Raw genomic sequence first — 25,777 nt, forward strand, 5'->3', positions numbered from 1 at the left:
GGTTGCGGGCGGGTGGAAGTTGCCGTCCGCTCACACTCTAAGAGAGGCAGGAGAGATTCTCATGGCAAACACTGAAACAATCCGTCCCCCGCTTGACGGGCGTCCAATGCTTCATGCCCTGGCGAGGAACTGGTGGCTCCTCATGCTGCGAGGCATCTGCGCCGTGCTGTTTGGCGTCCTGACCTTCGTCTGGCCGGGGATTACGCTCATCACTCTGGTGCTGCTCTACGGTGCCTATGCTTTCGCCGACGGCGTGTTCTCGCTGTTCGCCGCGATCACGGGCGGAACACCGGCGCCGCGCTGGTGGCTGGCTGTGGTCGGCTTGCTCGGCATCGGGGCGGGGCTGGTGACGCTGTTTTGGCCGGGCATGACGGCGCTGCTGCTGCTGTTCTTCATCGCCTTCTGGTCGATCGCCATCGGTGTCATGGAGATCATTGGCGCGATCCGCCTGCGCAAGGAGATCGACAATGAATGGTGGCTGGTCGCGAGCGGCGCCCTGTCCGTGATCTTCGGCGCCATCCTGCTGTTCCGCCCCGGGGCCGGGGCGCTTGGACTGATCCTCGTCATCGGCGTCTTTGCGTTGATCCACGGCGTCATGCTGATCTCGTTCGCGCTACGCCTGCGGGGCCACAAGCATGCCGAGGCCTGACCCGGCAGGCGGCGCGCTTTTCCCGGGGAAGGCCGGGCCGGCAAAGTGCTTTGCCTTCCATCCCACCGATGCCCCCGGGAAGAGAGGAAGGAACGGCTCGTCCTTGCAACGGATCACGCCGTCTTCGTCATCGCGCTGATGGCGCTGGTCGTCATCGCGGCCGGAACCCGGAAGCGTGACCTCGCGGACGTGCGCGAGCGACAGCGCGCGGGGACGGAACAGCCGCCTGCCGTGCCGTAGTGTCGCCTCCGGCGAGCAGCTTGCCGAGCAATTCCACATTAGGCGGTGAACGTGGGCCAGCAGTCAATCGTGGGGCGGCCGAAGCCTGCCTTGCCCGATTTCCGGCCGCTCATCAGCCGGGAAACACGGATCTCCAATCCTGCTTCATGTCGACGAGAACCCAGCCCTTGGCCTTCGCCTCGTTAAGCGCCTTGTCAAGCCTGCCCACCGACGAGTCGCGGTCATAGGCATACTCGCGCTCCGCGTCAGTATGATGGACGATGCCCGCAAAGCGCGCTCCCTCACCGGCCGCGGTCCACTGCAGCATCTCCAGATCGCCATCCGAATTGCCGAAGGCGAAGATCGGACGCCGTCCGATGAAGCGGTTGATGCCAACCGGCTTTCCGGGCCCGTCGTCCACGAACTCGACCTTTGCCTCCTTGATCAGACGAGGCGTTCCATCGGGACCCGTTTCGAACCTGACCACGCCGGACGACCCGATCACCTGTTCGGGCGGGATCCCGTATGTCTTCTCCGCGAACACGCGCATGAACTCGACGCCCCCGCCCGACACGATGAACGTCTTGAACGCGTTCGCCCGCAGATACGCCAAAAGCTCCAGCATCGGCTGGTAGACCAGTTCGGTGTAGGGGCGATTGAAGCGCTTGTCGCGAGCGGTCGCCAACCAGTCGGTCACGGCATCGGCGAACGCATCCGTCGTCATGCCGGCGTGCGTGGCCGCCATGATCTCCATCAACCCCTTCTGGCCGCTCGCCAGGAGCGCCTCGTTGTCGCCCTTCATCACCGCCTCGAAGGGCTCCTTGCCCCTCCACTCGGGATGCTCGGGGGCCAGCGCCTTCACACGGTCAAGAGCGAACACCAGTTGCGTATAGGCCGGCTTTTCGAGCCAGAGCGTCCCATCGTTGTCGAAGACGGCGATGCGTTCGGCGGGCGCGACATGGTCAGGCGACCCGTCGCGAACGACACGTTCGACAAACTCGAGGATGGATTGCCTGGCCGTACCCTCGTTCCAGGAGGGCAGGGGGTCCGATTGGGCCTGGGCCCGCCGATCGAGACGGAACACAACGCCGGTAGCCAAGAGGGATTTGAGGAACTGTCGCCGACCAAGTCGCAGGAGCATCTCGCACCTCGTTCGCGGACTTCGATTGCTTGTGCAATCTTGGTGCGAAGGCGAGCCCGTCGAAGTACGTAACTGTAACAATTGCGCAGGTCGCAGCTTCGGAATGCCGAAACCGGGCCCTCGAGGGGCTCACCCGCGCGTCTGACCTCGGCAAGCCAGTCCGGATGCGGTCAGATGCCGATGCCTGCCTTGGCGAGGCCGGCCGCCAACATCGAAACGAGAGAAGGCGTATACTGTCGCTGGTTGAGGTCTTTGCGCGCCCTTGACTGGAAGTTGGGCTGCTCCCGCTCTATGACCTCGATTTCACGCAAGGCATCCGGCACGCGATCAAGTTGAGCCAGCGTGGCGGCCTTGAGAATATGGCGGACATAGCAATCTCTGGGCTCCGACTGCTCGAGCCGCAGAAGCGCTTCCGTGAAAGAGCCCAGGCGATAGGCATTGAAGGCCAGCGTGCCTTGAACTGCCGCGGTAGGCGGATAGCCCGACTGCTCTGCGCTCATCACAAGCGCGATGCCCTCGTCCCACCGTCCGAGTATGAAGAGAATGCGACCCAATTCCGCCTTGGCGACCGGATTGTAGGGGTTCAACTCGAGCGCACGCCGGCCGGCAGCGATCGCAGCTTCGTGATGCCCGATACGAAACTGCGCCAACATCTGGGCAATCTGGCTGCGGTCCACGTCGGGCGCGAGGGCCATCGCCCGGGCGGCGCTCTCGCCCGCGCTCTCGGCGAGGTAGGCGGATCTCTCCCGTGGCTCCTGCTTCAACAGGACGATAGCCAGCATGGCATGCGCGTCGGCGTCGGCCGGCCTCAGCTGCAGTGTCTTCCGGAGGCAAGTCTGCGCCTCGTTCAACAATTCGGCCGATCCAGAGTCCACTGCCTGCAAGCTGCGCACAGTGCAGCCGTTGCCCAGGGAGGGGTGGGTGCGTTCCTCTTGCGCCTCCAACTGGTTGATCACGCCTTGCGCAGAGGCCAACCTTGCCGCAAGCCTCGTCCCGAGTTCGTTGGGCGTTGCACCCGCGTCGGGCAGCGTCGCTGCATGCTCCTCGCCCGCCTGCATCACCGTTCCGCGGCCGCGGTTCACGATCTGCCAGTAGACCGATCTGTGCCCGTCCATGACACGGTACTTCAGGGAAAGCGCATACCGGCTTCTCGTCGTCATTGGCAGAGCCGCTGTGGCGGAACCGGTGGCCAGCTGCGGGGGAACGTCTCGCAGAGCCTCGATCTGGACGGTGCGGAAGCGTGACAGAGCGATGGTGAGGGTGTCGCGAAACTGCCCGGCTTCGTCGCTGAGGGGAGCGGCAACGTCTTCCATCTCGATCGCCAGGCTCGGCCTTTCGCGAATGGCAGCCCTCTCATCGGGACCGGAAGGCCAGTTCACCCATGCCAACAGGGCCATCAGAAACCCTGCGGCGAAAGACCAGAGAGCGAGCCGACGTTGCGGTCGCTGCGGGCCGGCCAACTGCGCCGCGGAGTTCGGGGCAGATGCAGCGCGTTCCGACTGCTCCGTCGCCTCCGGTGCGTGGAAAACGGGTATGTAGTGGCCCTTCGGAAGCTCGATCCGGATCCGTCCCTCCTTGTCCTGACGGGCATAGTACTGACTGAGGGCTGCACGAAGACGGGTCGCCTCTATCCGAACGATGGGGTCGGTGACAGGGTCGAAGCTGCTGGCGCGGCCGAACACGTCGACGGCGATGGCATAAGCCTTGATGGATCTTTGACGCCCTTCGAGCGTCGCTTCGGCGACAAAGCGCAGGAAACGCTTGTTGCGATCGGTGCAGGCAAAGTCGGGATCAGCAATCAGGCGGTCGAGCTCCGCCCTGGCTTCCTGCTCGGAAACCGCTTCCGCGGGAGACGCAACTTCCTTCGACCACCCCTCAGAATGCATGGCAAGCCCTCAACTTGCCTCCACGCCCCAAACGCTGCTCGCGTAAGGGTAGCACGCCCCGCCCGCCACTTCTAGGGCGAGGCGATCGGGCGAGCGCGGCCCTACCGTGTGTTCATGCACAGCGCGATGATGTCATCCTCAATCTCCCGGCACAGAACCTCATACTCGACTATGGATTCCGGCGGCGCTGTCCCGGCAGACTTCCTCAAACTCTCCAGGGTGGAGCTCGCTTCTTCGAAGGCGCCACACAGGCTGCGCAGATCTTCGCTTCGTGCACTGAGCAATTGCAGCTCGCCGCGCAGGGCAGGCATCTTGAGCATGAGCCTGATCAGCCCTCGGCGGCTTGTTCCTGCGTCAGTTGACATTGTTTGCTCGCGGCGGACTGAGAGCAACGAGTGGCCGAGGGTTGTTACCCTTCGGCGGTGCCTGGCCCATGCGCTGGCTTTTCAGCGCCAGATATTCGCTTCATTTTTGGCTTAGGCCAGCACGTTACGGTTACATGCCTCATCGGCGTCGCGGCCGACCCGCGATCGCCCTCGGCTGCATACGGACGCGCTGGGCTATCGAACGCCCTGCGCCTTCAGCGCGCCAAGCTTCGCATCGAGGCTCTCGCGCGAAATCTCGCCCAGATGAACGTTGGAGAGCATCCCGTCGCCATCGATGAACAGCGTCGCGGGAAGTCCCGGAACGTTGTAATGCCGACCCAGTTCGCCCAGCCGGTCGAGAAGGGCTACCGGCAGGTCCAGCCCCTCCTTGTCGAGATAGGCAGTGACCCGGCCGGCGTCCTCGCCCTGATTGGCGAAGATGAACGAGACGTCCCGGACCTCGTGCGAGTAGGCCTCCAGCATGGGCATTTCGCGACGGCACGGGGGGCACCAGGATGCCCAGAGGTTGATGATCATGGGCCGGCCGATGCTGTCGGTCAGTTTGATCGGGTCTGCCGACAGGGCCTGGAACCGAGTGTCCGGGAGCGCAACCGGTTCGACCGCAGAGGTCAGCTGATCGGCGACGTTCCAGATGAACAAACCTGCAGCGACAGGCGCCAGCGCCGCCAGCCTCGCCTGCGCGCCGCGCAGGAAAAGCGGTATCGCGGCGAGCGCGACCAGCAGGCCGAATGGCCAGAAGAAGCCGCCCTGCCAGACTGCGAAGGCGCGCAGGGGCTCATCCTTGAAGCTGTCCCAATGGATCGCGACATGGCCGACGCGGGCCGCCACTATCCCCGCCACAAGCGCCCAGAACGACCATCGCCTGATGTCGGGGTCGACGCGGCGCGCCAGCATCCCCGCCACGAGCGTGAACGCGAAGATGCCGATCAGCGCGGCGGCGCGATCCGCCGCGAGCATCAGGGGGCCTACGGATATCGCGTTCATGTCACCCACCCTTGGCCGCGGACGTCACCAGTGAATCGACGTCGATCGTGCCGATGAGACGCGTGCCCTCGATCTCGCGCTTGTCGCCATGGAAGAACACCATTGACGGGGGCCCCGCCACGCGCAGCGCCTTCATCAGCTCCTCACGCCTGGGGTCGAGCTCCGTGATGTCGACTTTGACGAGGCGGTACGACGCGAGGGCCTCTTCGATACGCGGATCGGGCAGGACGGAACGCTCTATCTTCCGGCAGATGACGCACCAATCGGCCGTGAAGTACACCATCAGGGGCCGCTTCTGGCCATCGGGATCGTCGAAGCGGGCCAGGAGGTCGGGCAGGGTGGCGACCTCTTCGAAGGCGAGCGCGGATTTGCTCTGGGGAGGGGACTTCAGCACGATCCGCGCCTGCGCCTGAAAGGGCCGGTCGCCTCCGGATGCCGCAGTCAGCCCCATGACGGCGGCGTAGACGGAAAACACGCCGGCCGTCGCGCGCAAGGCGCGCCGACGCCAGCCCTTCGCCGCGCGGCCGAGAAGCCAGCCGGCGGCGGCGATCAGGAGCAACGCCCAGAGCACGGATAGGACGACATCGGACAGGAGCGGGGATGCGAGCCAGATCGCGACGCCCAGAAAGGCGAAGCCGAACGCCTTCTTGACGCTCTCCATCCACGCTCCGGCGCGCGGCAGAAGATGACCGCCGAAGCCGGCCAGTGCGATCAGCGGTAGGCCCTTGCCCAATCCGAGAGCGAAAAGCGCGGCCGCGCCGAGCTTCCAGTCGCCTCCCTGCGCGACATAGATGAGCGCTCCGGCAAGCGGTGCGGTGACGCAGGGCCCGACGATCAGTGCCGAGGAAAAGCCGAGGGCCGCGGCCGAGGTGATCGAGCCGCGCCCGGCGTTCCTGCCGGCGAAACGGGATGTCCAGGCGGACGGCAGCTGGAGCTCGAACAGGCCGAACATGGAGAGCGCCAGCAGGACCAGGATGGCTGCGCTGGCGGCGGTCGTCCATGGCGACTGGAGCGCGATCTGCATGTTGTGGCCGCTCCATGCCACGATGGCGCCGACCAGCGCGAAGGCGAAGGCGAGGGCGACGACATAGACGGAGGCCAGCGTGAAGCCCCGCGCCGCGGTCAGGCTCTCGCCCTGACGGCCAAGCATGCCGGCGACGATCGGATACATCGGCAGCACGCATGGCGTGAACGCCAGCAGCAGCCCGAAACCGAGAAAGCCTGCGATCACCCACGGATAGGCGCCGTCGGCGAGCAGCCTGGCAGCGCCGCCCTGATCCTCGGCAAGTATCAGCCCGGAATCGGCGGCTTCAACGGGCGGCGGCGCGTCCTGCGCCGGCGTCGACCACGCCACCGTCGGTCCGGCGTCCGAAATCGCAAGCGTCGCCGGATCGACCTGGCGCGTCTCCGGCCGATAGCAGATGCCGTCTTCCTGGCATCCCTGATAGGTGACCTTCAGGGGCTGCGCGACCGGACCGGCGATCGCGACGCGTGCTTGCCTGTAGATGACCTCGACCGATCCGAAACTCGGATCGTCCTTCACCTCGCCTCGTGACGAGGTAAAGGGAACCGGCTCTGCGGCGTGCACCTCGAAGTGATCGCGATAGAGGTAGTAGCCGTCGGCGATCTCCCATCTGAGTTCGATGCCGTCGCCGCCGCGCACCGCCGTCATGCGGAATGCGTCGTCGGCGGCAAGCGGCTCGGCGCTGGACGCCACCGAGAGAGCCATCAGCGCCAGAAGCGCGGAAACGAACCCGACTATCGCCTTCATTGTGTTGATTACCTCTTCAGCGCGTTGTCGGAGCCGGGGTCGACCGCATTCCTTAAGGCAGCCTTAAGCCTGCGGGCCAAGAGCTGGAGCCGGAAAAGATGTTGAACTGCCGATGCGTGTACTGATTGTCGAGGACGACCCCATCTTGCGCGACGGATTGTCGGTGGGCCTGAAACTCGCCGGCTTCATTCCGGACGCGGTGGCGACGTGCGGCGATGCCGATGCGGCCCTGCGGGCGAGCGAGTACGACGCGGTGGTCCTCGACGTCATGCTCCCCGACGGCTCGGGTCTCGACCTGCTGGCGGAGCGACGACGCCTGAAAGACCCGACGCCGATCCTCCTGCTCACCGCACGCGACCAGATCGCGGATCGGATCGCGGGCCTCGATGCCGGCGCGGACGACTATCTGGGCAAGCCCTTCGACCTCGACGAGCTGGCCGCGCGCGTGCGGGCGATCCTTCGGCGGGGCTCCGGCCGGGCCTCCTCCGTCCTGCAATGGGCCGACGTGACGCTCGATCCGGCCACATTGACGGTTCGCCGCGACGGGCGGACGGTTCCGCTGACGCGGCGCGAGTTCACTTTGTTGAGAGCATTGATGGAGCGGCCCGGGACCGTCCTCGGCAAGTCGGCGCTCGAAGAGGCCCTTTACGGCTGGCAGGAAGGCGTCGAGAGCAATGCGGTGGAAGTCCACATCCACCACCTGCGCAGCAAGATCGGGCCGGGCGTCGTGGAGACGGTGCGCGGCGTGGGCTACCGGGTCGGGACCGAGATCTGATGAAGTCGATACGCGCACGGCTCCTCGCCATCCTGCTTGCGACGACCGGCGCGGTCTGGCTCTCCGCCGCCGTGTGGATCTACACGAACACGCAGGCCGAGGTGGAGAGGGTGCTGGACGCGCGGCTGAAGGAGGCGGCGCGGATGGTCAACTCGCTGATCACCGATCATCGGGTCGAGGTGGCGATGGCCGCTGCAACGGCCTCGCCTCCGTTCAAGCCGGCTCCGCTTGCCGACGACCCCTCCTACAACCACCAGCTGTCCTGCCAGATCTGGTCGCTTTCGGGCGCTCTCGTGGGGCGGTCGGAAAGCGCACCTGAGCAACGGCTGTCCCAGACACCAAACGGCTTCTCGGACACGGTCATCGACGGGGAGACATGGCGCGTCTACGCGGTCGAGAACGCCGCGCTCGGCGTCCAGGTTCTGGTGGGCGACAATCTCCAGATCCGCGACGGGCTGGTCAACGACGTCATCAAGGGCCTGCTGCTGCCGCTCGCCCTCATAGTTCCGTTTGCCGGAGCGCTCATCTGGTTCAGTGTCCGCCGCGGGCTGTCTCCCCTGGATCGCATGGCGGAGGCGCTGTCGGGGCGGTCCGCGGACGACCTGCGGCCCATCGTGGCCGCCGATGCGCCCACCGAGATTGCGCCCGCGCTCCACGCGCTCAATGGCCTGTTCCGGCGCGTGGACGACGCGCGGCAGCGCGAGCGGAGTTTTACGGCCTTCGCCGCCCATGAGCTGAAGACGCCGCTTGCCGGCATCAAGACGCAGGCCCAGATCGCCCTTGCCAGCGACGATGCGGACACCAAGGCCCACGCGCTGGCCCAGATCGCCAGCGGCGTCGACCGGTCGGCGCGGCTGGCGCGCCAACTCCTCGACCTCGCCTCGGTGGATGCGGCGGACACATGGCCGGAAAGGAAGGAAGTCGACCTGCACGGCGTCCTTGCGGGTGCGGCGTCCGGCCTGAAAGCGCTTGCCGATGTCCGCGCTGTCTCGATCGATCTGGCGAATTGTGATCGGCCGAGGATCGTGGCTGAGCCGGTCTTCGTCGGAATGGCCGTGCGCAACGTGGTCGAGAACGCCATCCACCATGCGCCCCCCGGCACGACGGTAAGGATTTGCCTCGCGCGAAACGAGGAGACGGTTGCCGTCATCATCGAAGACGAAGGCCCGGGCATGAGCGACGAGGAACTCGCGCACGCGACCGAACGCTTCTATCGCGGCCGCAGCCGGCTGGAGACCGGCAGCGGCCTGGGGCTGGCCATCGTCGAAACCGTCATGAAGCGCTGCGGCGGCAATCTCGCCATCGCCAACCGCACGCCCCAAGGCCTGCGCGTCCGGCTCACATTCGACGCCGCTGCCGCATAGGGGCAGGGCGTCGAAGCCTCACTTGACGATGACCTTCGCGCCCTTGCCGACGCGGTCGTAGAGGTCGATCACATCCTGGTTCAGCATGCGGATGCAGCCAGCCGACACCGCCTTGCCGATGCTCGACGGTTCGTTCGTGCCGTGGATGCGGTAGAGCGTGTCGACGCCGTCCTGGAACAGATAGAGCGCGCGCGCGCCCATCGGGTTGCCGGGGCCGCCGTCGACGCCGCCGGCGTGCTTGCCGTAGCGCTCGGGATTGCGCTTGATCATGTTCGGCGTGGGGGTCCAGCGCGGCCATTCGCGCTTGTAGGCGAGGTCGGCCGTGCCCGAGAAGGCGCGTCCGGCTGCGCCCACGCCCACACCGTAGCGCAGAGCCTTGCCGCCCGGCTGGACGAGATAGAGAAACCGGCTGCCTGGATCGACGATGACCGTGCCGACCGGCTCGGCGGTCGGATAGTCGACGGTCTGCTTGTGAAACTGCTTCGGTATGCGGCCCATGTCGACGTCGGGAACCGGAAACTTCTCCTGGCGGGGCGGTGTCTTGCGTTTTTCGACAAGCGCCAACGCAGGCGCGCTTGCGCCTGCATTGGCTGAGTTGGGCGGCGGGCCGGACGTGGCGCAGCCCGCGATCGTGAGGCAGACGAGGGAGGTCGCGAGAAGACGCGCGAGGGGGCCGGTCTCGGGCCGGGACATTGGCATCGGAGTCTCGATTTCGGAGGAGAATTACTGCTGGACGCTTTCGCGGGCGTCCTTGACGACCTGGCGGAAGCCCATTTCATCGAGCGCGGAGGCGACCATGAAGGGTCCGATGAGATAGACGGGCGTGCCCTGCAGACCAAGCGCATCGGCCTGCGCGCCGTTGCGGCGGATCAGCGCCGTGATCTCCGCGTCGTGCTTCTTGGCGTCGCCCTCGAGCCGGGTCATGTCGACGCCCGAGGCCTCGATGGCTTGACGCATCCGCTCCTCGCCAACGCGTCGACCCTCGATGCTCATGAGGGCTTCGTGGACCGCCTCGTACTTGCCCTGGTAGTGGGCCGCCAACGCGGCCTTCGCGCCGTAGACCGAGGCCTCGGTGAGGATCGGCCAGTCCTTATAGACGAGCCGGATGTTCCCGTCCGACTTCATGACACTGGCAAGCGGCGCCATGGCCTGCTTGCAGAAGGGGCAGTTGTAATCGAAGAAGCTGACGATGGTGACGTCGCCCTTGGGGTTACCGCTGGTCGGCGCAGCCGGATCGTTGAGGATCATCTCGCGGCTCACATCGTCGGCGCTCGCCGACGGCGCGAGGCCGACCAGCGCTCCGGCCATGACGCCTCCGATCAGGGCGCGCCGTGTCACGATTCCGCAGGCGTGCGCGGGCGCAGCCTCGCGGAGCGCGTTTCCTTCGGCCGGTCTCTCGATGAACATTCGTACCCCTTCGATGACGATGAGTTGAAGGCATCGGCCCCGGCGACCTTAAGCCAGCCTTAAGGTCGAGTGGTGTTTTGGGCCGCATGCCTGAAAGCCTGGAAAGATTCATGTCCGACGCCAGCCACAATCATCAGACCGCAACGACCGGTGGCGGCGTCAGCCGCCGGGGATTGCTCCTTGGAGCAGCCGCTCTCGCCCTGTCCGGGTGCACGACGGCCCGCCAGGCCATGCCGACCGCGCCGGCACCCTCCAAAAGGCCCCCGGTTCCCGAGACGCCGCCAATGTACTACGCCATGCCGAACGAGCGTTTCCCCATCCCGGAGGTCGACGTCTCGAAGGTGGACCAGAAATTCTGGCGCCAGGAGGTCGACTATCCGACGTCCGAGGCGCCCGGCACGCTGATCGTCGATACGCCCAACAAACACCTCTACCATGTGCAGCCCGGGCAACGGGCGGTGCGCTACGGCATCGGCGTCGGCAGGGACGGCTTTTCCTGGTCCGGTCGCGCCATCGTCGCCTACAAGCGCGAGTGGCCGGTATGGACGCCGCCGGACGAGATGGTCGCGCGCCAGCCGCAGCTGGAGCCCTATTCGATACTCAACGGGGGCATGCCGCCCGGCCTCAACAATCCGCTCGGTGCAAGGTCCCTCTACATTCACAAGGATGGACGCGACACGCTCTATCGCGTGCACGGTTCTCCAGAGGCGCATTCGATCGGCAAGGCGGTGTCCTCAGGCTGCATCCGCCTGCTCAATCAGGACATCATTCATCTTCACGGAGCGGTTCGCGACGGAAGCACCATCATCGTGATTCCCGATCCGCTGATGGGGCAGCAGCAGTCCTTCGCATGACGCGGCAGCCGACCGGTCGAATTCCTTGCTGGAAATCGCCCGACAACTGAAACCCTGTGACGGGCCCAGATCGTATCTTGGGTGAAGGCCCGACCGACACACCCGGATCGCCGGGCTCGCTCGGGCGAAAATACCACACTACGTCCCGGATGCTCTTTCGCTGATCGTTTTCGAGCGGGCGTGATGGTCGTGGTGTGGTATGTTTCGAATCACCCTCATGGAAAGTGAGGGTTGGAGACTGATCACCGGAGGTTGGCTTCGCGTGGGAGGTTGGAGGCGAGGCTATGTTCTCCGGGATGTGAAGGAACCACTACGCCGTTCACTAAGTTGAAGACACACCGGCACATGCCGGATCGACTAGGGCGCGAGGGTATCATGCCTGAGAAAGCATCCGACGTCTTTGGCCTGTTTTCGGAGATATATACCGATACGGCCCACGAGGAGATGAGCCTCCAGCAATATCTGCTAGCCTGCGCCGAGGACAAGTCGATGTATGCATCGGCGCCCGAGCGCATGGTGGCTGCGATCGGCGAGCCTACGCTGATCGACACAAGCAAGGACGAGCGATTCGGCCGCATCTTTGCGAACAGGACGATCAAGACATACGCCTCCTTTGCCGACTTCTATGGCATGGAAGACACGATCGAGCGCATCGTCGGCTATTTCCGCTATGCCTCGCAGGGCCTCGAGGAGCGCAAGCAGATCCTCTATCTCCTCGGCCCGGTCGGCGGCGGCAAGTCGTCGCTCGCCGAACGGCTGAAGAAGCTGATGGAGAAGCGGCCGATCTACACGCTGAAGGTCGGGAAGGAGATAAGCCCGGTCTTCGAGTCCCCGCTGGGGCTCTTCCATCCCGACCGCATGGGGGACCTGCTGGAGGAGAAATACGGCATCGCCCGCCGCCGGCTGAACGGCCTGATATCGCCATGGGCCGCGAAACGGCTCGACGAATTGTCCGGCGACATCTCAAAATTCAGCGTCGTCAGGCTGATGCCGTCGAGACTGCGCCAGATCGCCATCGCCAAGACCGAGCCCGGCGACGAGAACAATCAGGACGTTTCCGCGCTGGTCGGCAAGGTCGACATCCGCAAGCTCGAGAACTTCAGCCAGAACGATCCGGACGCCTACTCCTACAGCGGAGGACTGAACCGGACGACCCAGGGCCTGCTGGAGTTCGTCGAGATGTTCAAGGCCCCGATCAAGGTGCTGCATCCCCTGCTCACGGCCACCCAGGAAGGCAGCTACAACGGTACCGAGAGCTTTGGAGCGTTCCCCTACCAGGGCATCATCGTGGCCCATTCCAACGAGTCGGAATGGCTACAGTTCAAGAACAACAAGAACAACGAGGCGTTCCTCGACCGCATCCTGGTGGTCAAGGTGCCGTATTGCCTGCGGGTCACCGAGGAACGGCAGATCTACGAGAAACTGTTGCGGGAAAGCGAACTGGCCGACAGCCCGTGCGCTCCGGAGGTGCTGGACATCCTCAGCCGCTTCACCGTGTCGACCCGCCTCCACGAGCACGACAACTCGCCGCTCTACACCAAGATGCGGGCCTATGACGGCGAGAACCTGAAGGACGTCGACCCCAAGGCGAAGTCGGTCCAGGAGTACCGCGACGCCGCAGGCGTGGACGAAGGCATGACCGGGGTCAGCACCCGCTTCGCCTTCAAGATCCTGTCGCAGACGTTCAACTACGACACCAATGAGGTGGCCGCCGATCCGGTGCACCTGATGTACATCCTTGAGGAGGCGATCAAGCGCGAGCAGTTTCCGAAGGAAACCGAGGCGGCCTATCTCAACTTCATCAAGTCGGAGCTGGCTTCCCGATACGCGGAGTTCATCGGCCACGAGATCCAGAAGGCCTATCTGGAATCCTACAGCGAGTACGGCCAGAACCTGTTCGACCGCTACATCGCCTATGCCGACGCCTGGATCGAGGATCAGGACTACAAGGATCCCGACACCGGCCAGATCCTGAACCGCTCGGTTCTCGACACGGAACTGTCGCAGATCGAGAAGCCGGCCGGAATCGCCAACCCGAAGGATTTCCGCAACGAGGTGGTCAAGTTCACGCTGCGGGCGCGCGCCAAGAATCACGGTCGCAACCCGTCCTGGACGAGCTACGAGAAGCTGCGTGAGGTGATCGAGAAGCGGATGTTCGGCCAGGTCGAGGACCTGCTGCCCGTCATCAGCTTCGGCTCCAAGCAGGATAGCGTGACGGAAAAGCGTCACACGGAATTCGTGCAGCGCATGGTGAAACGCGGCTACACCGAGCGGCAGGTGCGGCGGCTGGTGGACTGGTACATGCGGGTGAACAAGGCTGGCTGAGGCCGGAATCGGGGCCGCCATGCCGACATTCATCGATCGCAGACTGAATCCGAAGGACAAGAGCCTCGACAACCGTCAGCGCTTTCTGCGGCGCGCGCGCGAGGAGCTGAAGCGGACCATCCGGGACCAGATCCGCACCGGCAAGATCGCCGATGTGGACGCCGAGCACTCCGTTTCGATGCCCCGGCGCGGCACCAGCGAGCCGAGCTTCGATGCGGCCCGGGACAGCGGTCGACGACAGCACATCCTTCCGGGCAACAAGCAATTCGGAACCGGAGACCGCATCCCCAAGCCAGGGGAAGGGGAGGCTGGCCGCGGCGGCCCCTCTCGCCAGCCCTCGGAGGACGATTTCCGCTTCGTGCTTTCGCGGGAGGAGGTGCTCGACCTCTTCTTCGAGGATCTCGAGTTGCCCGACATGGTCAAGCTCAATCTCAAGGAGATTCTTGCCTTCAAGCCGCGCCGGGCGGGATTCACCGCGACGGGCACGCCGACCAACATCAATGTCGGCCGCACCATGCGCAACAGCTTCGGCCGCCGCATCGCGCTGCGGCGTCCCAAGCGGGAGGAGGTGGAAGCGCTCGAACGGGAAATTGCCGAGCTCGAGGCGGCTCCGCCCGGTCCCGCGGCGCCAGAGCGCCTCACCGTGTTGCGCGAAGAGGTCGAGCGGCTGAAGCGACGCCGCAGGGTGATCGCCTATGTCGATCCGGTGGACATCCGCTTCAACCGCTTCGAAGCCCAGCCAATCCCCAATGCCAATGCCGTGATGTTCTGCCTGATGGACGTCTCCGGCTCCATGGGCGAGCGCGAGAAGGACATGGCGAAGCGGTTCTTCGTACTGCTCCACCTGTTTCTCAAGCGTCGGTATGACCGCACCGAGATCGTCTTCATCCGCCACACCCACGAGGCGCAGGAGGTGGACGAGGACACGTTCTTCTACAGCACGCAGAGCGGCGGAACGATCGTCTCCACCGCGCTGGAAGAGATGCAGCGCATAATCAACGAGCGGTATCCAAGCCGGGAATGGAACATCTACGCGGCCCAGGCCTCCGATGGCGACAACTTCGCCAACGATTCGGAGCGCTGCATTGCCCTTCTCGACGGCGAGATCATGCGCATGTGCCAGTACTTCGCCTATGTCGAGATCATCGACGAGCGCGAGAGCCATATCTTCGGATCGACCGAGAACGGGACCTCACTCTGGCGGGCCTACAGCGCCGTCGACGTGAAATGGTCGAATTTCCAGATGGCGCGCATCGCCAAGGCGGGCGACATCTATCCGGTCTTTCGCCAGCTTTTCACCAAGCAGGCGTCCGTGCAGAAGAGCGGCTGAGGGCGATCCGGATGGCTGGTCAAGCGAGCAAATCCGGCCTGCTGTTTTCCGGCTCCGACTGGAATTTCGGCACCCTGTCGCGCATCTACGAAGCCGTCGAGGCGGTCGGCAGGGAGGAACTGCACCTCGACATCTATCCCGTGCAGATGGAGATCATCTCGTCCGAGCAGATGCTCGACGCCTATTCCTCCGTCGGCATGCCGCTGATGTACAATCACTGGTCGTTCGGCAAGCATTTCGTCTATCACGAGTTGATGTACCGCAAAGGCGGCCGCGGGCTCGCCTACGAGATCGTCATCAATTCCAATCCGTGCATCGTCTACCTGATGGAGGAGAACACCGCGGCCCTGCAGGCTCTGGTGACCGCGCACGCGGCTCTCGGCCACAACCATTTCTTCAAGAACAACTATCTGTTCCGGCAGTGGACGGATGCCGGCGCAATCCTCGGCTATCTCGACTTCGCAAAGCGCTACATCGCGCGCTGCGAGGAGCAGCACGGCGTCGCCGCGGTGGAGTCCATCCTCGACGCGGCGCACGCGCTGATGGAGCAGGGCGTCTTCAAGTACCGCCGTCCGCCGCGGCTCAGCCCAGAGAGGCAACGCGAAATCGTCCGCGAGCGCCTGGAATACGAGGGGCGTTCCTATAATGATCTGTGGCGAACACTGCCGCGTTTGAAGGAGGCGGAAAAATCCGGCCAGCTCGACCGCGAGGCGGCAGAGCGCAAGAAGACGCTCAACCTGCCCGAGGAGAACCTCCTCTACTTCCTGGAGAAGAACAGCCTTATCCTGGAGCCGTGGCAGCGCGAGATCCTCCGGATCGTCCGCGTGGTCGCCCAGTATTTCTACCCGCAGCGGCAGACCCAGGTGATGAACGAGGGCTGCGCCACCTTCGTGCACTACACCATCGTCAACGCGCTCTACGACCGGGGCAAGCTCGATGAAGGCGCGATGCTCCAGATCCTGCAGAACCATTCGAACGTCATCTTCCAGCCGGGTTTCGACGATCCGCGCTATTCCGGCATCAACCCCTACGCGCTGGGCCTGGACATGATGCAGGACATCCAGCGCATCTCGACGAACCCGACGGCGGAGGACCGCGACTGGTTTCCCGACATCGCGGGCAACGGCAACTGGCGGGAAACGCTGCTCGACGCCTGGGCCAACCACCGTGACGAGTCTTTCGTCCGCCAGTTCCTCAGCCCGGCGCTGATCCGGAAGTGGCGGCTGTTCGTCCTGGCTGACGCAGCCAACGAGCCGCACTACGAGGTTGCGTCGATCCACAATGAGCGCGGCTACGAGAAGATCCGGTCGGCGCTGGCCGACAGCTACGACGTTGGAGCGAGCCGGCTGGACATCCAGGTGGTGGATCTGGATCTTCTGGGCGACCGCCAGCTCCGGCTGCAGCACACCGTCAAGAACGGCATCGTGCTGCAGGAGGAGAGCCGCGACGCGACACTGCGCCACATCCGCAAGCTGTGGGGCTACGAGGTCAGCCTGCTGGGGGTGGATGCGGAGACGGGCGCCAGGGTCTACGAACGCTCGACCAGCCAGATCGAAGCCTGAACGAGGCGGACCGGCCAAGGGGAGGGCGCGACCCTGAACAGTCGCGCTCCGGAATGCGCGTCAGCCGCGCGGCTCGACCTTCTCGACGTCGCCACCGGCATTGCGCCACGCGGTGAAGCCACCGGCGACGTGGGCGACGGGAGCGAGTCCCATGTCCTGCGCAGTCTTCGCCGCCAGTGCCGAGCGCCAGCCAGACGCGCAGTAGAACACGAAGGTCTTGTCCTCCTGGAAGATCGGCTTGGCATAGGGGCTTTCGGGATCGATCCAGAATTCGAGCATGCCGCGCGTGCAGTGGAACGCCCCGGGGATCTTGCCCTCGCGCGTCAGCTCGCGGGGGTCGCGCAGGTCGACGAAGACAACATCGTCGCGGCCCTTCAGCGCCACAGCCTCTTCGGGCGCCAGCCCGCGGACGGCGGCGTTGGCCGCTTCGAGCATCGCCTTGTAACCCTGTGTGATCTTCGAAGGCATTCAGGTCTCTCCTTGTCTTCCATCATGCATCGCGCCGGGCGACATATCCCAATTAGCGCTTCTTGACCGACGAACGCCATCCGGTCCACAGGATGAGCTTGCAGCCGGGACGCGGTATTGCGACGGCACATGGCTTGCTGGCCGAGGCTGACGCCGCCGCCGTGCGGCGACAATACGACCTCGCTTCGGAGCTGGCTTGCCGATGCCGGATCCGGAACGGGGCAGGCGCAGGCTGAAGATGACCGATCGCAGTTCATTGATTGGAGACTGGCCGCGACGATGAGCAAGGTTCTGTGGCGTCTGCTCGGCGCCATCCCGACGCTTTTCGGCGTGGTGCTGGCGACCTTCTTGCTGACCAGGGTGCTGCCCGGCGACCCGGCGGTCTTTTTCGCCTCCAACCCGTCGATGACGGCCGCCGACATCGAACAGGTCCGCCAGTCGCTGGGGCTGGACAAGTCGTTGCCCGAGCAGTTCCTGATCTATCTCGGCTCCCTGCTTCACGGCGATCTGGGCAAGTCCATCTCGACGGGCCTGCCGGTATCGACCGAATTGATGAACCGGCTTCCGGCCTCCGCAGAACTGACCATCTTCGCCTTCATCCTTGCAATCGCGGTGGCCATTCCGCTCGGCGTGCTCGCCGCGCTGCGTCCGGGCTCGGCCATCGACCATGCCTGCCGTCTCATCGCGACGCTCGGCGTGTCGATGCCGACCTTCGTGACCGGCCTGCTGCTCATCTACCTGTTCTATTACCTGCTTGGCGTCGCTCCCGAGCCGATCGGCAGGCTGGACCCGTTCCTCGTCAATCCGCCCGCAATCACGCGGCTGATCACCGTCGATGCGCTGATCGCGAGCGACCTCGAAACTTTCTGGGCGGCGCTGCGCCAGCTCGTCCTGCCGGGCGTCACCATGGCGCTGTTCGCACTGGCGCCGCTGGCGCGCATGACGCGCGCCGCCATGCTGGGGGCGCTGTCGAGCGAGTTCGTGCGGACGGCGCGGGCGAACGGCCTCAGGCGGCGCACGGTGATCTTCACCTACGCCTTCCGCAACGCCATGCTGCCGCTGGTGACGACACTCGCCATGACCTTTTCCTACATGCTCGGCGCCAACGTGCTGGTCGAGCGCGTGTTCGCCTGGCCGGGCATCGGCGCTTTCGCGCTCGACAGCCTGATCTCGCTCGACTACGCGCCGCTGCAGGGTTTCATGCTCCTGATGGCGGGCATCTTCCTCCTGGTGAACCTCGTCGCGGATCTCGCCATTGCGGCGATCGACCCGCGGGCAGGGCTGAAATGACATCCGGCGTCCTGTCCTTGACGATGCGCGAGCGGCTGCGCGCGATGCGCTATGCGCTTGCCGAAAACCCCGTGAATCTGCTGGCTTTCGCCCTGTTCGGCCTGCTGGTGCTCGCGGCCTTGTTCGGGCCGTTGCTGGCGCCGCACGACCCGCTGGCCACGAATGCCTCCGACGCCCTCCAGGCGCCGTCGGCCCGCTACTGGTTCGGCACTGATCAACTGGGCCGCGACGTGTTTTCGCGAGTGCTGGTTGCGACTCGGCTCGATCTAGGAATCGCGCTTGGCGCGGTGCTGATCTCCTGTGCCGTCGGCTCGGCGATCGGCGCCGTTATCGGCTATTTCGGCGGCGCGCTCGACGCCACGGCGAGCCGGGTCGTGGACGTGCTGATGGCGTTCCCGCTGTTCGTGCTGGCAATGGCGCTGGTGGCCGCACTCGGCAACACGGTGATGAACGTCATCTACGCCACGGCCATCGTCAACCTGCCCTTCTACATCCGGCTGGCGCGCGCCGAGGTGAACGTGCGCCGCAATCTCGGCTATGTGGAAGCGGCCCGGGTCGGCGGTTCCAGCCATGCGCGGATCCTGTTGGTGTTCCTCCTGCCCAACATCCTTTCGCCCCTGGTCATCCAGGCGTCGGTCAACCTCGGCTGGGCGGTGCTGAACGCCGCCGGGCTTTCCTTCCTCGGGCTCGGCGTGCGGCCGCCGACGCCGGAATGGGGGATCATGGTCGCGGACGGCGCCCGCTTCATCGCTTCGGGGGAATGGTGGATCGCGCTGTTCCCCGGCCTCACCCTGATGACCGCGGTTTTCGCCTTCAATCTGCTCGGCGACGCACTACGGGACATGCTGGACCCGAGGATGCGCACATGAGCGCCGCGCCATTGCTCTCCGTCAAAGACCTGTCGGTCGATTTCCGCACCCGCAGTGGCGCCGTGGCGGTGCTCGACCGCGTGTCCTTCGACGTCGAGCCCGGCGAGATCGTCGGCGTGGTCGGCGAGTCCGGCTCCGGCAAGTCGGTCACCGCCTCCGCCATCATGGGCATCCTCGACAAGGCGGCCGAGATCACATCGGGGGAGATCCTCTTCGAGGGGCGCAACCTGCTCGCCATGGGCGAACGCGAGCGCGATGGCTGGCGCGGCGGCGAAGCATCGATCATCTTCCAGAATCCGCGCACGGCGCTCAACCCCATCCGCACGGCCGGCGAACAGATCGGCGACGTCATCGCCCGCCATGTTCCCGCTGCCGCGGCCGCCATCCGCGCCAGGGTGCTCGACGCGCTACGGCAGGTGCGCATCCCCGACCCCGAGACACGCGCCAGGGCCTATCCGTTCGAGCTGTCCAGCGGCATGTGCCAGCGCATCGGCATCGCAATGGCGCTCTCCTGCTCCCCAAAGCTGTTGATCGCCGACGAGCCGACCACCAGCCTCGATGTCACCACGCAGGCGGTCATCATGGACCTGATCCGCGACCTGGCGCGCGAACGCAACCTGGGCGCCCTGATCATCACCCACGACCTCGCGCTCGCCGCGGAATATTGCGACAGGATCGTGGTGATGCATGCCGGGCATGTCGTCGAAACGGCGGGGGTGGCCGAGCTTTTCGCACATCCAAGGCACCCCTACACGACGAAGCTGATGAGAAGCGTGCCGTCGATGGCGGATGACCTCTGTGAACTGCAGGCAATCGCAGGCTCCATGCCCGATCTCAGCCGCAACGATCTGCCGCCGTGTCGCTTTGCCGAGCGCTGCGAGCGGCGACTGCCGGCCTGCGACGCCGCACCGCTGACGCTCGAACCCGCCGGCCCCTTCCATCTTGTAGCTTGCCGAAACCCGCTATGAACGAGACGCCGGTCATCGAGGTGGAGAATGTCGAAAAGCGCTTCGAACTGACGACGCGCGGGCCGTTTTGGCGGCGGCTGGCGCAGGCGCTGCACGCGGTGGACGATGTCAGCCTCGAGATCCATCCCGGGGAGGCCGTGGGTCTCGTCGGCGAATCGGGCTGCGGGAAGTCGACGCTCGCGCGCGTCGTTTCGCGGCTGGTCGATCCGACCGCCGGTCGCATCCGGATGAACGGGCGCGACGTGACAGGTCTGAAGACCTCCAGCTTCACCAAGTCGCCGCTGCGGCGCGAGATCCAGATGGTGTTCCAGGATCCGACGGAGAGCCTGAACCCGCGCTTCACGGCCTTCGACCTGATTGCCGATCCGATTCGCCAGCTGATGCCTCCAGCCGGTCGCGGGGAGCTGCAGGCCAGGGTCGAGGCGGCGGCTGATGCGGTCCGTCTGCCGCTGGCGCTGCTCACGCGGTATCCCCACCAGCTCTCCGCGGGCCAGAAGGCGCGCGTCGGCATCGCCCGCGCGATGGCGGTCGAGCCGAAACTGCTTGTGCTGGACGAGCCGACCTCGGCGCTGGACGTTTCTCTGCAGGCGACCGTGCTGCAACTGCTCGACCGGCTGCGCCGCGAGGCCGGGGTGGCGCTGTTGTTCGTCAGCCACGACCTCAACGTGGTGCGGCTGCTTTGCGAGCGCATCCTCGTCATGTATCTCGGGCAGATCGTGGAAAGCGGGACGACCAAGCAGCTCTTCGGTGATCCCCGCCATCCCTACACGCGGGCGCTCATCTCCGCCATTCCCACGCTGCGGGAGGGAAAGCGCGAACGCATAAAACTCCCCGGCGAGCCGCAAAGCCCGGTCAATCCGTCGCCCACCATGTGCCGCTTCTATGGCCGCTGCGGGCGCCAGCAGGACCGCTGCCGGCAGGTGGCGCCGCTGCTCGTCGACGAGGCGGACGGGCGCGAGCTTCGCTGCCATTTCCCGCACGGTTGAGACGGCCGCGCCGAACCTCGCTCGCCCGGCGCCGAAAAGCGCGGAACCCCGCCTGGTCGAGGCGGGGTGTGTTGTTGCGTGCGGCGACTAAGTCGCCGGCGGCCCAGATTCAGGTCCGAGACAGCGTCTTCATTTCGAGCTGGCGATGGAAGGCGAAGCTGTAGCCTTCGATGTTCTTCTGCATTCCCGTGTCGAGCGCCGGATGCCACAGCAGGATGATCGGGATGTCCTGCTTGACCAGCGTGATCATGCGGCTGACATCGGCGTCATAGACGGCCTGATCTGTCTCGTAGCGGGTCTTTTCGACGAGGGAGGCAAACTCGGGGTTCTTGTAGGAGCCGAAGTTCCAGCGCGTGTCGCCGTGATAGAAGATGCGGAAGAAATAGTCCGGGTCGGCGAGATAGGAGATCGAACCCTCGAAATAGAAGGGAACCTTCTTGTCCTGGAGGAGGGTTCCAAGCTGACCGGCCGGAACCTTCTCGATCTCCACCTTGATGCCGACTTTGCCGAGCGCCTCCTGCAGCAGCAGCGCGACCGGCTCGGCGATCGAGGCGAGGGACAGTTCGTAGGAGAAGGTGGTCGCGAAACCCTCTGCGTGGCCCGCCTCCGCCAGCAGCGCCTTCGCCTTCTCCAGGTTGGTAGAGTAGCCCAGTGGCTGCGGGAAGCGGGTGGTGGTCGGCTCGCCCGGCTGGCCTCCGAAGAGGGGTTCGCCACGGCCGAAGAGCGCCGCCTTGAACATATCGTCATAGGGCAGCGCATAGGCGATCGCCTGGCGCACGCGCACGTCGTCGAAGGGCGCAATATCGCCGTTCATGCCGATGAACTGGAAGCTCGAGGTCGGCACGCCGACGACCTTGATGTCAGGATTGGCGTCCAGCGCGACGGCGTCTTTCGGCGGGATGTCCTGGACGATGTCGGCGTCCTTGCGGACCAGCGACGCGATGCGCGATTCCGCCGCCGGCACGGTCTGCCAGAGCACCCGCCTGATCTGCGGCAGCGGGCCGCTCTTCCACTCGTCGAAACGCGAGAACAGGATGCGCTCGCCCATCGCCGCGTTCTCGATCCTGAAGGCCCCGCCGCCGGCGGCGTTGGTCTTCAGCCACTCCATGGCGAACGGATCGGCCTCGGTTGCGTGCTGCTTGGCGAGCCTGGAGTTGACGATTATCGGATAGGTCAGCGCGAAGTTGGGCAGCGCGAAGCGGTCGGGCTGGGGTAGGTCGATGCGCACGGTCTGGGCGTCGACGACGACGAATTGGGCGGGATCGGTCATCGAGCCGGTCTGGAACTGCGCCTTGCCGACGGGGCTCGCCACGACGCGGTCGAGCGACCACTTGACGTCCTCGGCCGTCACCGGCGAGCCGTCATGGAACACGGCGTCCTTGCGCAAGTGGAAGGTAATGGACTTCTTGTCGTCGGCGACCTCGTAGCTCTCGGCCAACTGCCCCTGAATGTCGAAATAGTCGTAGTAGGGCGTGCCATCCTCGCGCGGCTTGTAGGCGAAGGTGACCAGGCGGTCGTAGACGTTCCAGCTGACCTGGATCGAGTTGCGATTGACGCCGACTGAGAAGGAATCGAAGGAGTTGGCGGCGCCCTCGCTGAGCACGCGGATGCTCTCCTCTCGCGACTGAGCGCGGGCCCAGCTTGCGGGCAGGGCGGACGCTGCCGTCAGAGCCGCGAAGCCGGCAAGAAGATCACGTCTGTTCATGTCGAGCTTTTTCCTTCTGGAATTTTCGTGTGTGGTCCCCGGACCGCCATTCAGGTGTCTTCGCGCCGCGCGAAGGCAGGAGGTTCCACGCCCAGATCATGGAAAGTCCATCCAATCAAGGCGCAAGTTTGAAGGGTTCCCCGGCGCTTTCCCGCCGATCTCTGATGGAACCTCGCGTTCGTTCTTCTCGACGCAAAGAGTGTCTTTTTGGTAGCGAGGCGGGCAATGAGGAGAGCGCCCGGTATGCACACGGCGCGCGGACAGCGATGATCCGACGAGACGTCAGGCGCGATCAAACTCTTCTCGACCAGTTCGCGTCCGCCAGCTGTGGCTAAACGAACGCGAACAGATCCTGTCCCAGCATCATCGATTGTCCATCGGGATAGACGTCTGCGAGCAGTTCATCGATCGCTTCTGCATAGGGGCCAAGACCGCTTTTGACGGCTTCGTTCAGGACCGAGCCGATGGCGACGATCTTGGTTGCATCGTCAAGGTCGACGCCGGGCCGAACAACGCGTTGCTCCGCGACATCCTCATAGAAGCCATGAGCGTTCATGAAGAAGTTGTAGGCTCCGCCGGTCAGCGGCTTTCCCATGATCTCTTCATAGGCGAGCGCTACGGCCTGCTCGAAGCTCAACGAGCCGAATTCGGCATCGAACCACGACTTTCCATCGCCGGCCGTCCCGAGATTGCTCGCGAAGTTGATATAGCGGTTCTCGGTGTTGAAGTGCGCATAGTAGGCGTCGGAGAGATCAGCCTGGTTGTCCGGGGAGGAGATGAGGTAGGCAAATCCGCCTGAATTCGGGACCCAGCCGAGGAAGAACTGATAGGTCGCGGCGACAATCTCGACGTTGGAGGACAGCTGATGCCATGCCGGCCTTGGCGCAAAATCCGACAAGAGCACGGAAGTTCCGTTTGCAAAGTGGAGAGCCTCGACGTCGTAGAGGATGTCATATCCTTCGCTGCCGTTGGACAGGTTCACGTCGACAACATGAAAAACGCCCGGGGCGGCCGGGGTGATCTGATAGTCGCCAAGGCTGCCGCTGAGATAGACCGTATCGAAGCCGGCTCCGCCGTAAACATCATCGTCGCCCGACCATGGATCAAACCAGTCATCCCCCGCATAGCCAGCGAGCCGGTCGCTGTAGGCGGACCCGTAGATGTCATCGTTGCCGGCCAGGGCATAGGAGAACAGGCCGACCGGATCTCTGGTGAGGATTTCCTCCGCCACGATCGGCGCGTGGGCATTGAAACCGTGGCCTTCGAACGCGACGGCTCCGCCATAGGTAACAACGTAGCTCGTCACGATGCCGCCGGTAACGTAGCTTCCGGCGTAGGTGAACCCATGGCCGCGGATAGAGGTCTCCGCGTTGCCGTCCGAGATGACGACTTCGGACGAGGTTGCTCTCGTGACGTAACCGCTCGGCAGCTGCCCATGGATCATGTCCGTGGGTGCGTATGCTCTGATGACCGCCATTGTTCCCTCCCCAAGCCGCGGCCAGGAGAGCAGTTGCCCGTGCACGTGTCAAACGTGGGGAGTGTGCGCGGGCGCAGGCGCCATTGGCGCCAATTGGCCCCGTCAATTTTGCACGATGCGAGGCACGCCGCATCAGTTGCGATCGCAGCAGGGAACAACAAACGTCCGGAAAAATGCAGAGATTACAATTCTCTACGAGAGCCGACTGGCGGAGAGGGAGGGATTCGAACCCCCGATACCCTTGCGAGTATGCCGCATTTCGAGTGCGGTGCATTCAACCACTCTGCCACCTCTCCGCGGGGCGTGGTCGCCTGGCCGGCGCGGCGCAGTACATAACGGTTGATCTGTCGACCGACAAGGCCATTCTCGGGAAAATTCAACAGCAGAATCCAAGTCGCATGCGCCGCATCGCCGCGGTGCGGTTTGCTGCGGGTCGCGCAGCACGCCGTCTGTTTCATCCGATCGACGTGATCCGGTCGGCGAGGGCTGGCATGCATGGGGCAGCCGGGGTGGACATGCTTCGTGCGCAACCGCTGCTCGACATTGTAGCGGTGACAAGTTTCCGCTACCGCTGGGCGATCCTTGCCTTGACTGGCTTTGCGGCTTCGGGTAGTGACCCGCACCACGGCGTGGAGGAATCCGCGCCGCTTTGATTTTTGTAGAAACCCGTACGACTGACAAAAAGACGGCCCGGACCGCCCAGTGCGTTCCAACAAGGCCGACCGAACAGCGAAAGGTAAAAAATGTTCGCAGTCATCAAAACGGGCGGCAAGCAGTATCGCGTCGCCGCCAACGACCTCCTGAAGGTCGAGAAGGTCGCCGGCAATGTCGGCGACATCGTGGAATTCGGCCAGGTTCTCGCTTTCGGCGAGGGCGACCAGGCAACCGTCGGCGTTCCGTTCGTCGATGGCGCGCTGGTCACCGCGGAAGTGGTGGAGCAGGGCCGTGGCGAGAAGGTCATCGCCTTCAAGAAGCGCCGCCGGCAGAATTCGCGCCGCAAGCGCGGCCACCGGCAGCTGCTGACGACCGTCAGGATCACCGAGATCCTCACGGGCGGCGCCAAGCCTTCGAAGAAGGCGGCGACGAAGGCCGTGAAGGCGGATGTCGTCGACGACATCGCGCTGATCGGCGGCATCGGCGAGGTGCTGAAGGAAAAGATGACGGAAGCGGGCTTCGGCACGCTGAAGGCGATCTCGAAGCTGAAGAAGGCCGACATCGCCAAGCTTGATGAGGAACTGAGCCTCGGCGGCCGCATCGAGCGCGAAGAGTGGGTCGAGCAGGCCAAGGAACTCCTGGCCGGTAAGCCGCCGCGCGCCAAGGTTGACCAGGAAGCCGCTGCGGCGGATAAAGAGTAACGTTCG

Annotated in this window: 23 protein-coding genes and 1 tRNA gene; 13 read left to right on the plus strand and 11 right to left on the minus strand. The window is 64.7% G+C overall.

Annotation, left to right across the window (positions count from 1 at the left end; genetic code table 11):
* Positions 1-61: 61 nt before the first annotated feature.
* Entirely contained in the window at positions 62-649 is a 588-nt protein-coding gene (locus tag PD284_RS07090; protein WP_274627514.1) for an HdeD family acid-resistance protein, read from the plus strand.
* 352 nt (positions 650-1,001) lie between these two features.
* Here PD284_RS07090 and PD284_RS07095 read toward each other — a convergent pair whose 3' ends face one another.
* From PD284_RS07095 to dsbD, 5 genes are all read right to left on the minus strand, one after another.
* Positions 1,002-2,009, minus strand: coding sequence for an HAD family hydrolase (locus tag PD284_RS07095; RefSeq protein ID WP_274627515.1), 1,008 nt, complete (start codon positions 2,007-2,009; stop codon positions 1,002-1,004).
* A 170-nt stretch (positions 2,010-2,179) separates the two neighbouring features.
* The gene (locus tag PD284_RS07100; RefSeq protein ID WP_274627516.1) at positions 2,180-3,895 is read right to left on the minus strand and encodes a tetratricopeptide repeat protein; all 1,716 of its coding nucleotides are present in this window, start codon (positions 3,893-3,895) and stop codon (positions 2,180-2,182) included.
* A gap of 101 nt (positions 3,896-3,996) precedes the next feature.
* The gene (locus PD284_RS07105; RefSeq protein ID WP_274627517.1) at positions 3,997-4,260 is read right to left on the minus strand and encodes a hypothetical protein; all 264 of its coding nucleotides are present in this window, start codon (positions 4,258-4,260) and stop codon (positions 3,997-3,999) included.
* 195 nt (positions 4,261-4,455) lie between these two features.
* Complete coding sequence (locus PD284_RS07110; RefSeq protein WP_274627518.1) at positions 4,456-5,265, minus strand: TlpA disulfide reductase family protein; 810 nt, start codon at positions 5,263-5,265, stop codon at positions 4,456-4,458.
* A 1-nt stretch (position 5,266) separates the two neighbouring features.
* Positions 5,267-7,036: a protein-disulfide reductase DsbD gene (gene dsbD / locus PD284_RS07115; RefSeq protein ID WP_274627519.1), complete on the minus strand. Its 1,770-nt coding sequence runs from the start codon at positions 7,034-7,036 to the stop codon at positions 5,267-5,269.
* A 112-nt stretch (positions 7,037-7,148) separates the two neighbouring features.
* On the opposite strand from dsbD, the gene PD284_RS07120 reads away from it, so the two are divergent.
* On the plus strand, positions 7,149-7,811 hold the full coding sequence (locus tag PD284_RS07120; RefSeq protein ID WP_274627520.1) for a response regulator: 663 nt from the start codon (positions 7,149-7,151) through the stop codon (positions 7,809-7,811).
* Positions 7,811-9,175 (plus strand): ATP-binding protein, encoded by a 1,365-nt coding sequence (locus PD284_RS07125; RefSeq protein WP_274627521.1) that lies wholly within the window; start codon positions 7,811-7,813, stop codon positions 9,173-9,175. The genes PD284_RS07120 and PD284_RS07125 overlap by 1 nt, the downstream gene beginning before the upstream one ends.
* Before the next feature lie 18 nt (positions 9,176-9,193).
* Here PD284_RS07125 and PD284_RS07130 read toward each other — a convergent pair whose 3' ends face one another.
* Together PD284_RS07130 and PD284_RS07135 are read right to left on the minus strand one after the other, a co-directional pair.
* A complete protein-coding gene (locus PD284_RS07130) occupies positions 9,194-9,874 on the minus strand; it encodes a L,D-transpeptidase (RefSeq protein WP_274627522.1) in 681 nt (226 codons plus the stop codon).
* A gap of 24 nt (positions 9,875-9,898) precedes the next feature.
* On the minus strand, positions 9,899-10,513 hold the full coding sequence (locus PD284_RS07135) for a DsbA family protein (protein ID WP_411956255.1): 615 nt from the start codon (positions 10,511-10,513) through the stop codon (positions 9,899-9,901).
* A 179-nt stretch (positions 10,514-10,692) separates the two neighbouring features.
* Here PD284_RS07135 and PD284_RS07140 point away from each other — a divergent pair, with 179 nt between their 5' ends.
* From PD284_RS07140 to PD284_RS07155, 4 genes are all read left to right on the plus strand, one after another.
* A complete protein-coding gene (locus PD284_RS07140) occupies positions 10,693-11,436 on the plus strand; it encodes a L,D-transpeptidase (RefSeq protein ID WP_274627524.1) in 744 nt (247 codons plus the stop codon).
* Positions 11,437-11,811: 375 nt separating this feature from the next.
* Complete coding sequence (locus PD284_RS07145) at positions 11,812-13,761, plus strand: PrkA family serine protein kinase (RefSeq protein ID WP_274627525.1); 1,950 nt, start codon at positions 11,812-11,814, stop codon at positions 13,759-13,761.
* A gap of 19 nt (positions 13,762-13,780) precedes the next feature.
* Positions 13,781-15,091 carry a YeaH/YhbH family protein gene (locus tag PD284_RS07150; RefSeq protein ID WP_274627526.1) on the plus strand — a complete coding sequence of 437 codons (1,311 nt, stop codon included), beginning with the start codon at positions 13,781-13,783 and terminating at the stop codon, positions 15,089-15,091.
* 11 nt (positions 15,092-15,102) lie between these two features.
* The gene (locus PD284_RS07155) at positions 15,103-16,653 is read left to right on the plus strand and encodes a SpoVR family protein (RefSeq protein ID WP_274627527.1); all 1,551 of its coding nucleotides are present in this window, start codon (positions 15,103-15,105) and stop codon (positions 16,651-16,653) included.
* Positions 16,654-16,713: 60 nt separating this feature from the next.
* On the opposite strand, the gene PD284_RS07160 is transcribed toward PD284_RS07155, so the two are convergent.
* Positions 16,714-17,121 carry a rhodanese-like domain-containing protein gene (locus tag PD284_RS07160; RefSeq protein WP_274627528.1) on the minus strand — a complete coding sequence of 136 codons (408 nt, stop codon included), beginning with the start codon at positions 17,119-17,121 and terminating at the stop codon, positions 16,714-16,716.
* Positions 17,122-17,400: 279 nt separating this feature from the next.
* Between PD284_RS07160 and PD284_RS07165 the strand changes: the two genes are divergently transcribed.
* The 4 genes from PD284_RS07165 to PD284_RS26875 are packed head-to-tail and all read left to right on the plus strand — an operon-like array spanning position 17,401 to position 21,234.
* Positions 17,401-18,411 (plus strand): ABC transporter permease, encoded by a 1,011-nt coding sequence (locus tag PD284_RS07165; protein WP_274627529.1) that lies wholly within the window; start codon positions 17,401-17,403, stop codon positions 18,409-18,411.
* A complete protein-coding gene (locus tag PD284_RS07170; RefSeq protein WP_411956183.1) occupies positions 18,408-19,280 on the plus strand; it encodes an ABC transporter permease in 873 nt (290 codons plus the stop codon). The genes PD284_RS07165 and PD284_RS07170 overlap by 4 nt, the downstream gene beginning before the upstream one ends.
* A complete protein-coding gene (locus PD284_RS26870) occupies positions 19,277-20,248 on the plus strand; it encodes an ABC transporter ATP-binding protein (RefSeq protein WP_338036637.1) in 972 nt (323 codons plus the stop codon). Before PD284_RS07170 ends, PD284_RS26870 begins: the two co-directional genes overlap by 4 nt.
* A complete protein-coding gene (locus PD284_RS26875; RefSeq protein ID WP_338036638.1) occupies positions 20,245-21,234 on the plus strand; it encodes an ABC transporter ATP-binding protein in 990 nt (329 codons plus the stop codon). The genes PD284_RS26870 and PD284_RS26875 overlap by 4 nt, the downstream gene beginning before the upstream one ends.
* A gap of 109 nt (positions 21,235-21,343) precedes the next feature.
* On the opposite strand, the gene PD284_RS07180 is transcribed toward PD284_RS26875, so the two are convergent.
* The 3 genes from PD284_RS07180 to PD284_RS07190 all read right to left on the minus strand — a co-directional run bounded on the left by PD284_RS07180 (position 21,344) and on the right by PD284_RS07190 (position 24,712).
* Positions 21,344-22,939, minus strand: coding sequence for an ABC transporter substrate-binding protein (locus PD284_RS07180; RefSeq protein WP_274627530.1), 1,596 nt, complete (start codon positions 22,937-22,939; stop codon positions 21,344-21,346).
* Between the two features lie 331 nt (positions 22,940-23,270).
* The gene (locus tag PD284_RS07185; protein WP_274627531.1) at positions 23,271-24,416 is read right to left on the minus strand and encodes a hypothetical protein; all 1,146 of its coding nucleotides are present in this window, start codon (positions 24,414-24,416) and stop codon (positions 23,271-23,273) included.
* A gap of 206 nt (positions 24,417-24,622) precedes the next feature.
* Positions 24,623-24,712, minus strand: a tRNA-Ser gene (locus PD284_RS07190).
* Positions 24,713-24,814: 102 nt separating this feature from the next.
* Here PD284_RS07190 and PD284_RS07195 point away from each other — a divergent pair.
* Both PD284_RS07195 and rplU read left to right on the plus strand, forming a co-directional pair.
* Positions 24,815-25,069: a hypothetical protein gene (locus PD284_RS07195; protein ID WP_274627532.1), complete on the plus strand. Its 255-nt coding sequence runs from the start codon at positions 24,815-24,817 to the stop codon at positions 25,067-25,069.
* Positions 25,070-25,159: 90 nt separating this feature from the next.
* Positions 25,160-25,771: a 50S ribosomal protein L21 gene (gene rplU, locus PD284_RS07200; RefSeq protein WP_274627533.1), complete on the plus strand. Its 612-nt coding sequence runs from the start codon at positions 25,160-25,162 to the stop codon at positions 25,769-25,771.
* The last annotated feature ends 6 nt before the right edge of the window (positions 25,772-25,777 follow it).

The sequence above is a fragment of the Mesorhizobium shangrilense genome, from assembly GCF_028826155.1.
In the GTDB taxonomy this organism is placed as follows: domain Bacteria; phylum Pseudomonadota; class Alphaproteobacteria; order Rhizobiales; family Rhizobiaceae; genus Arvimicrobium; species Arvimicrobium flavum.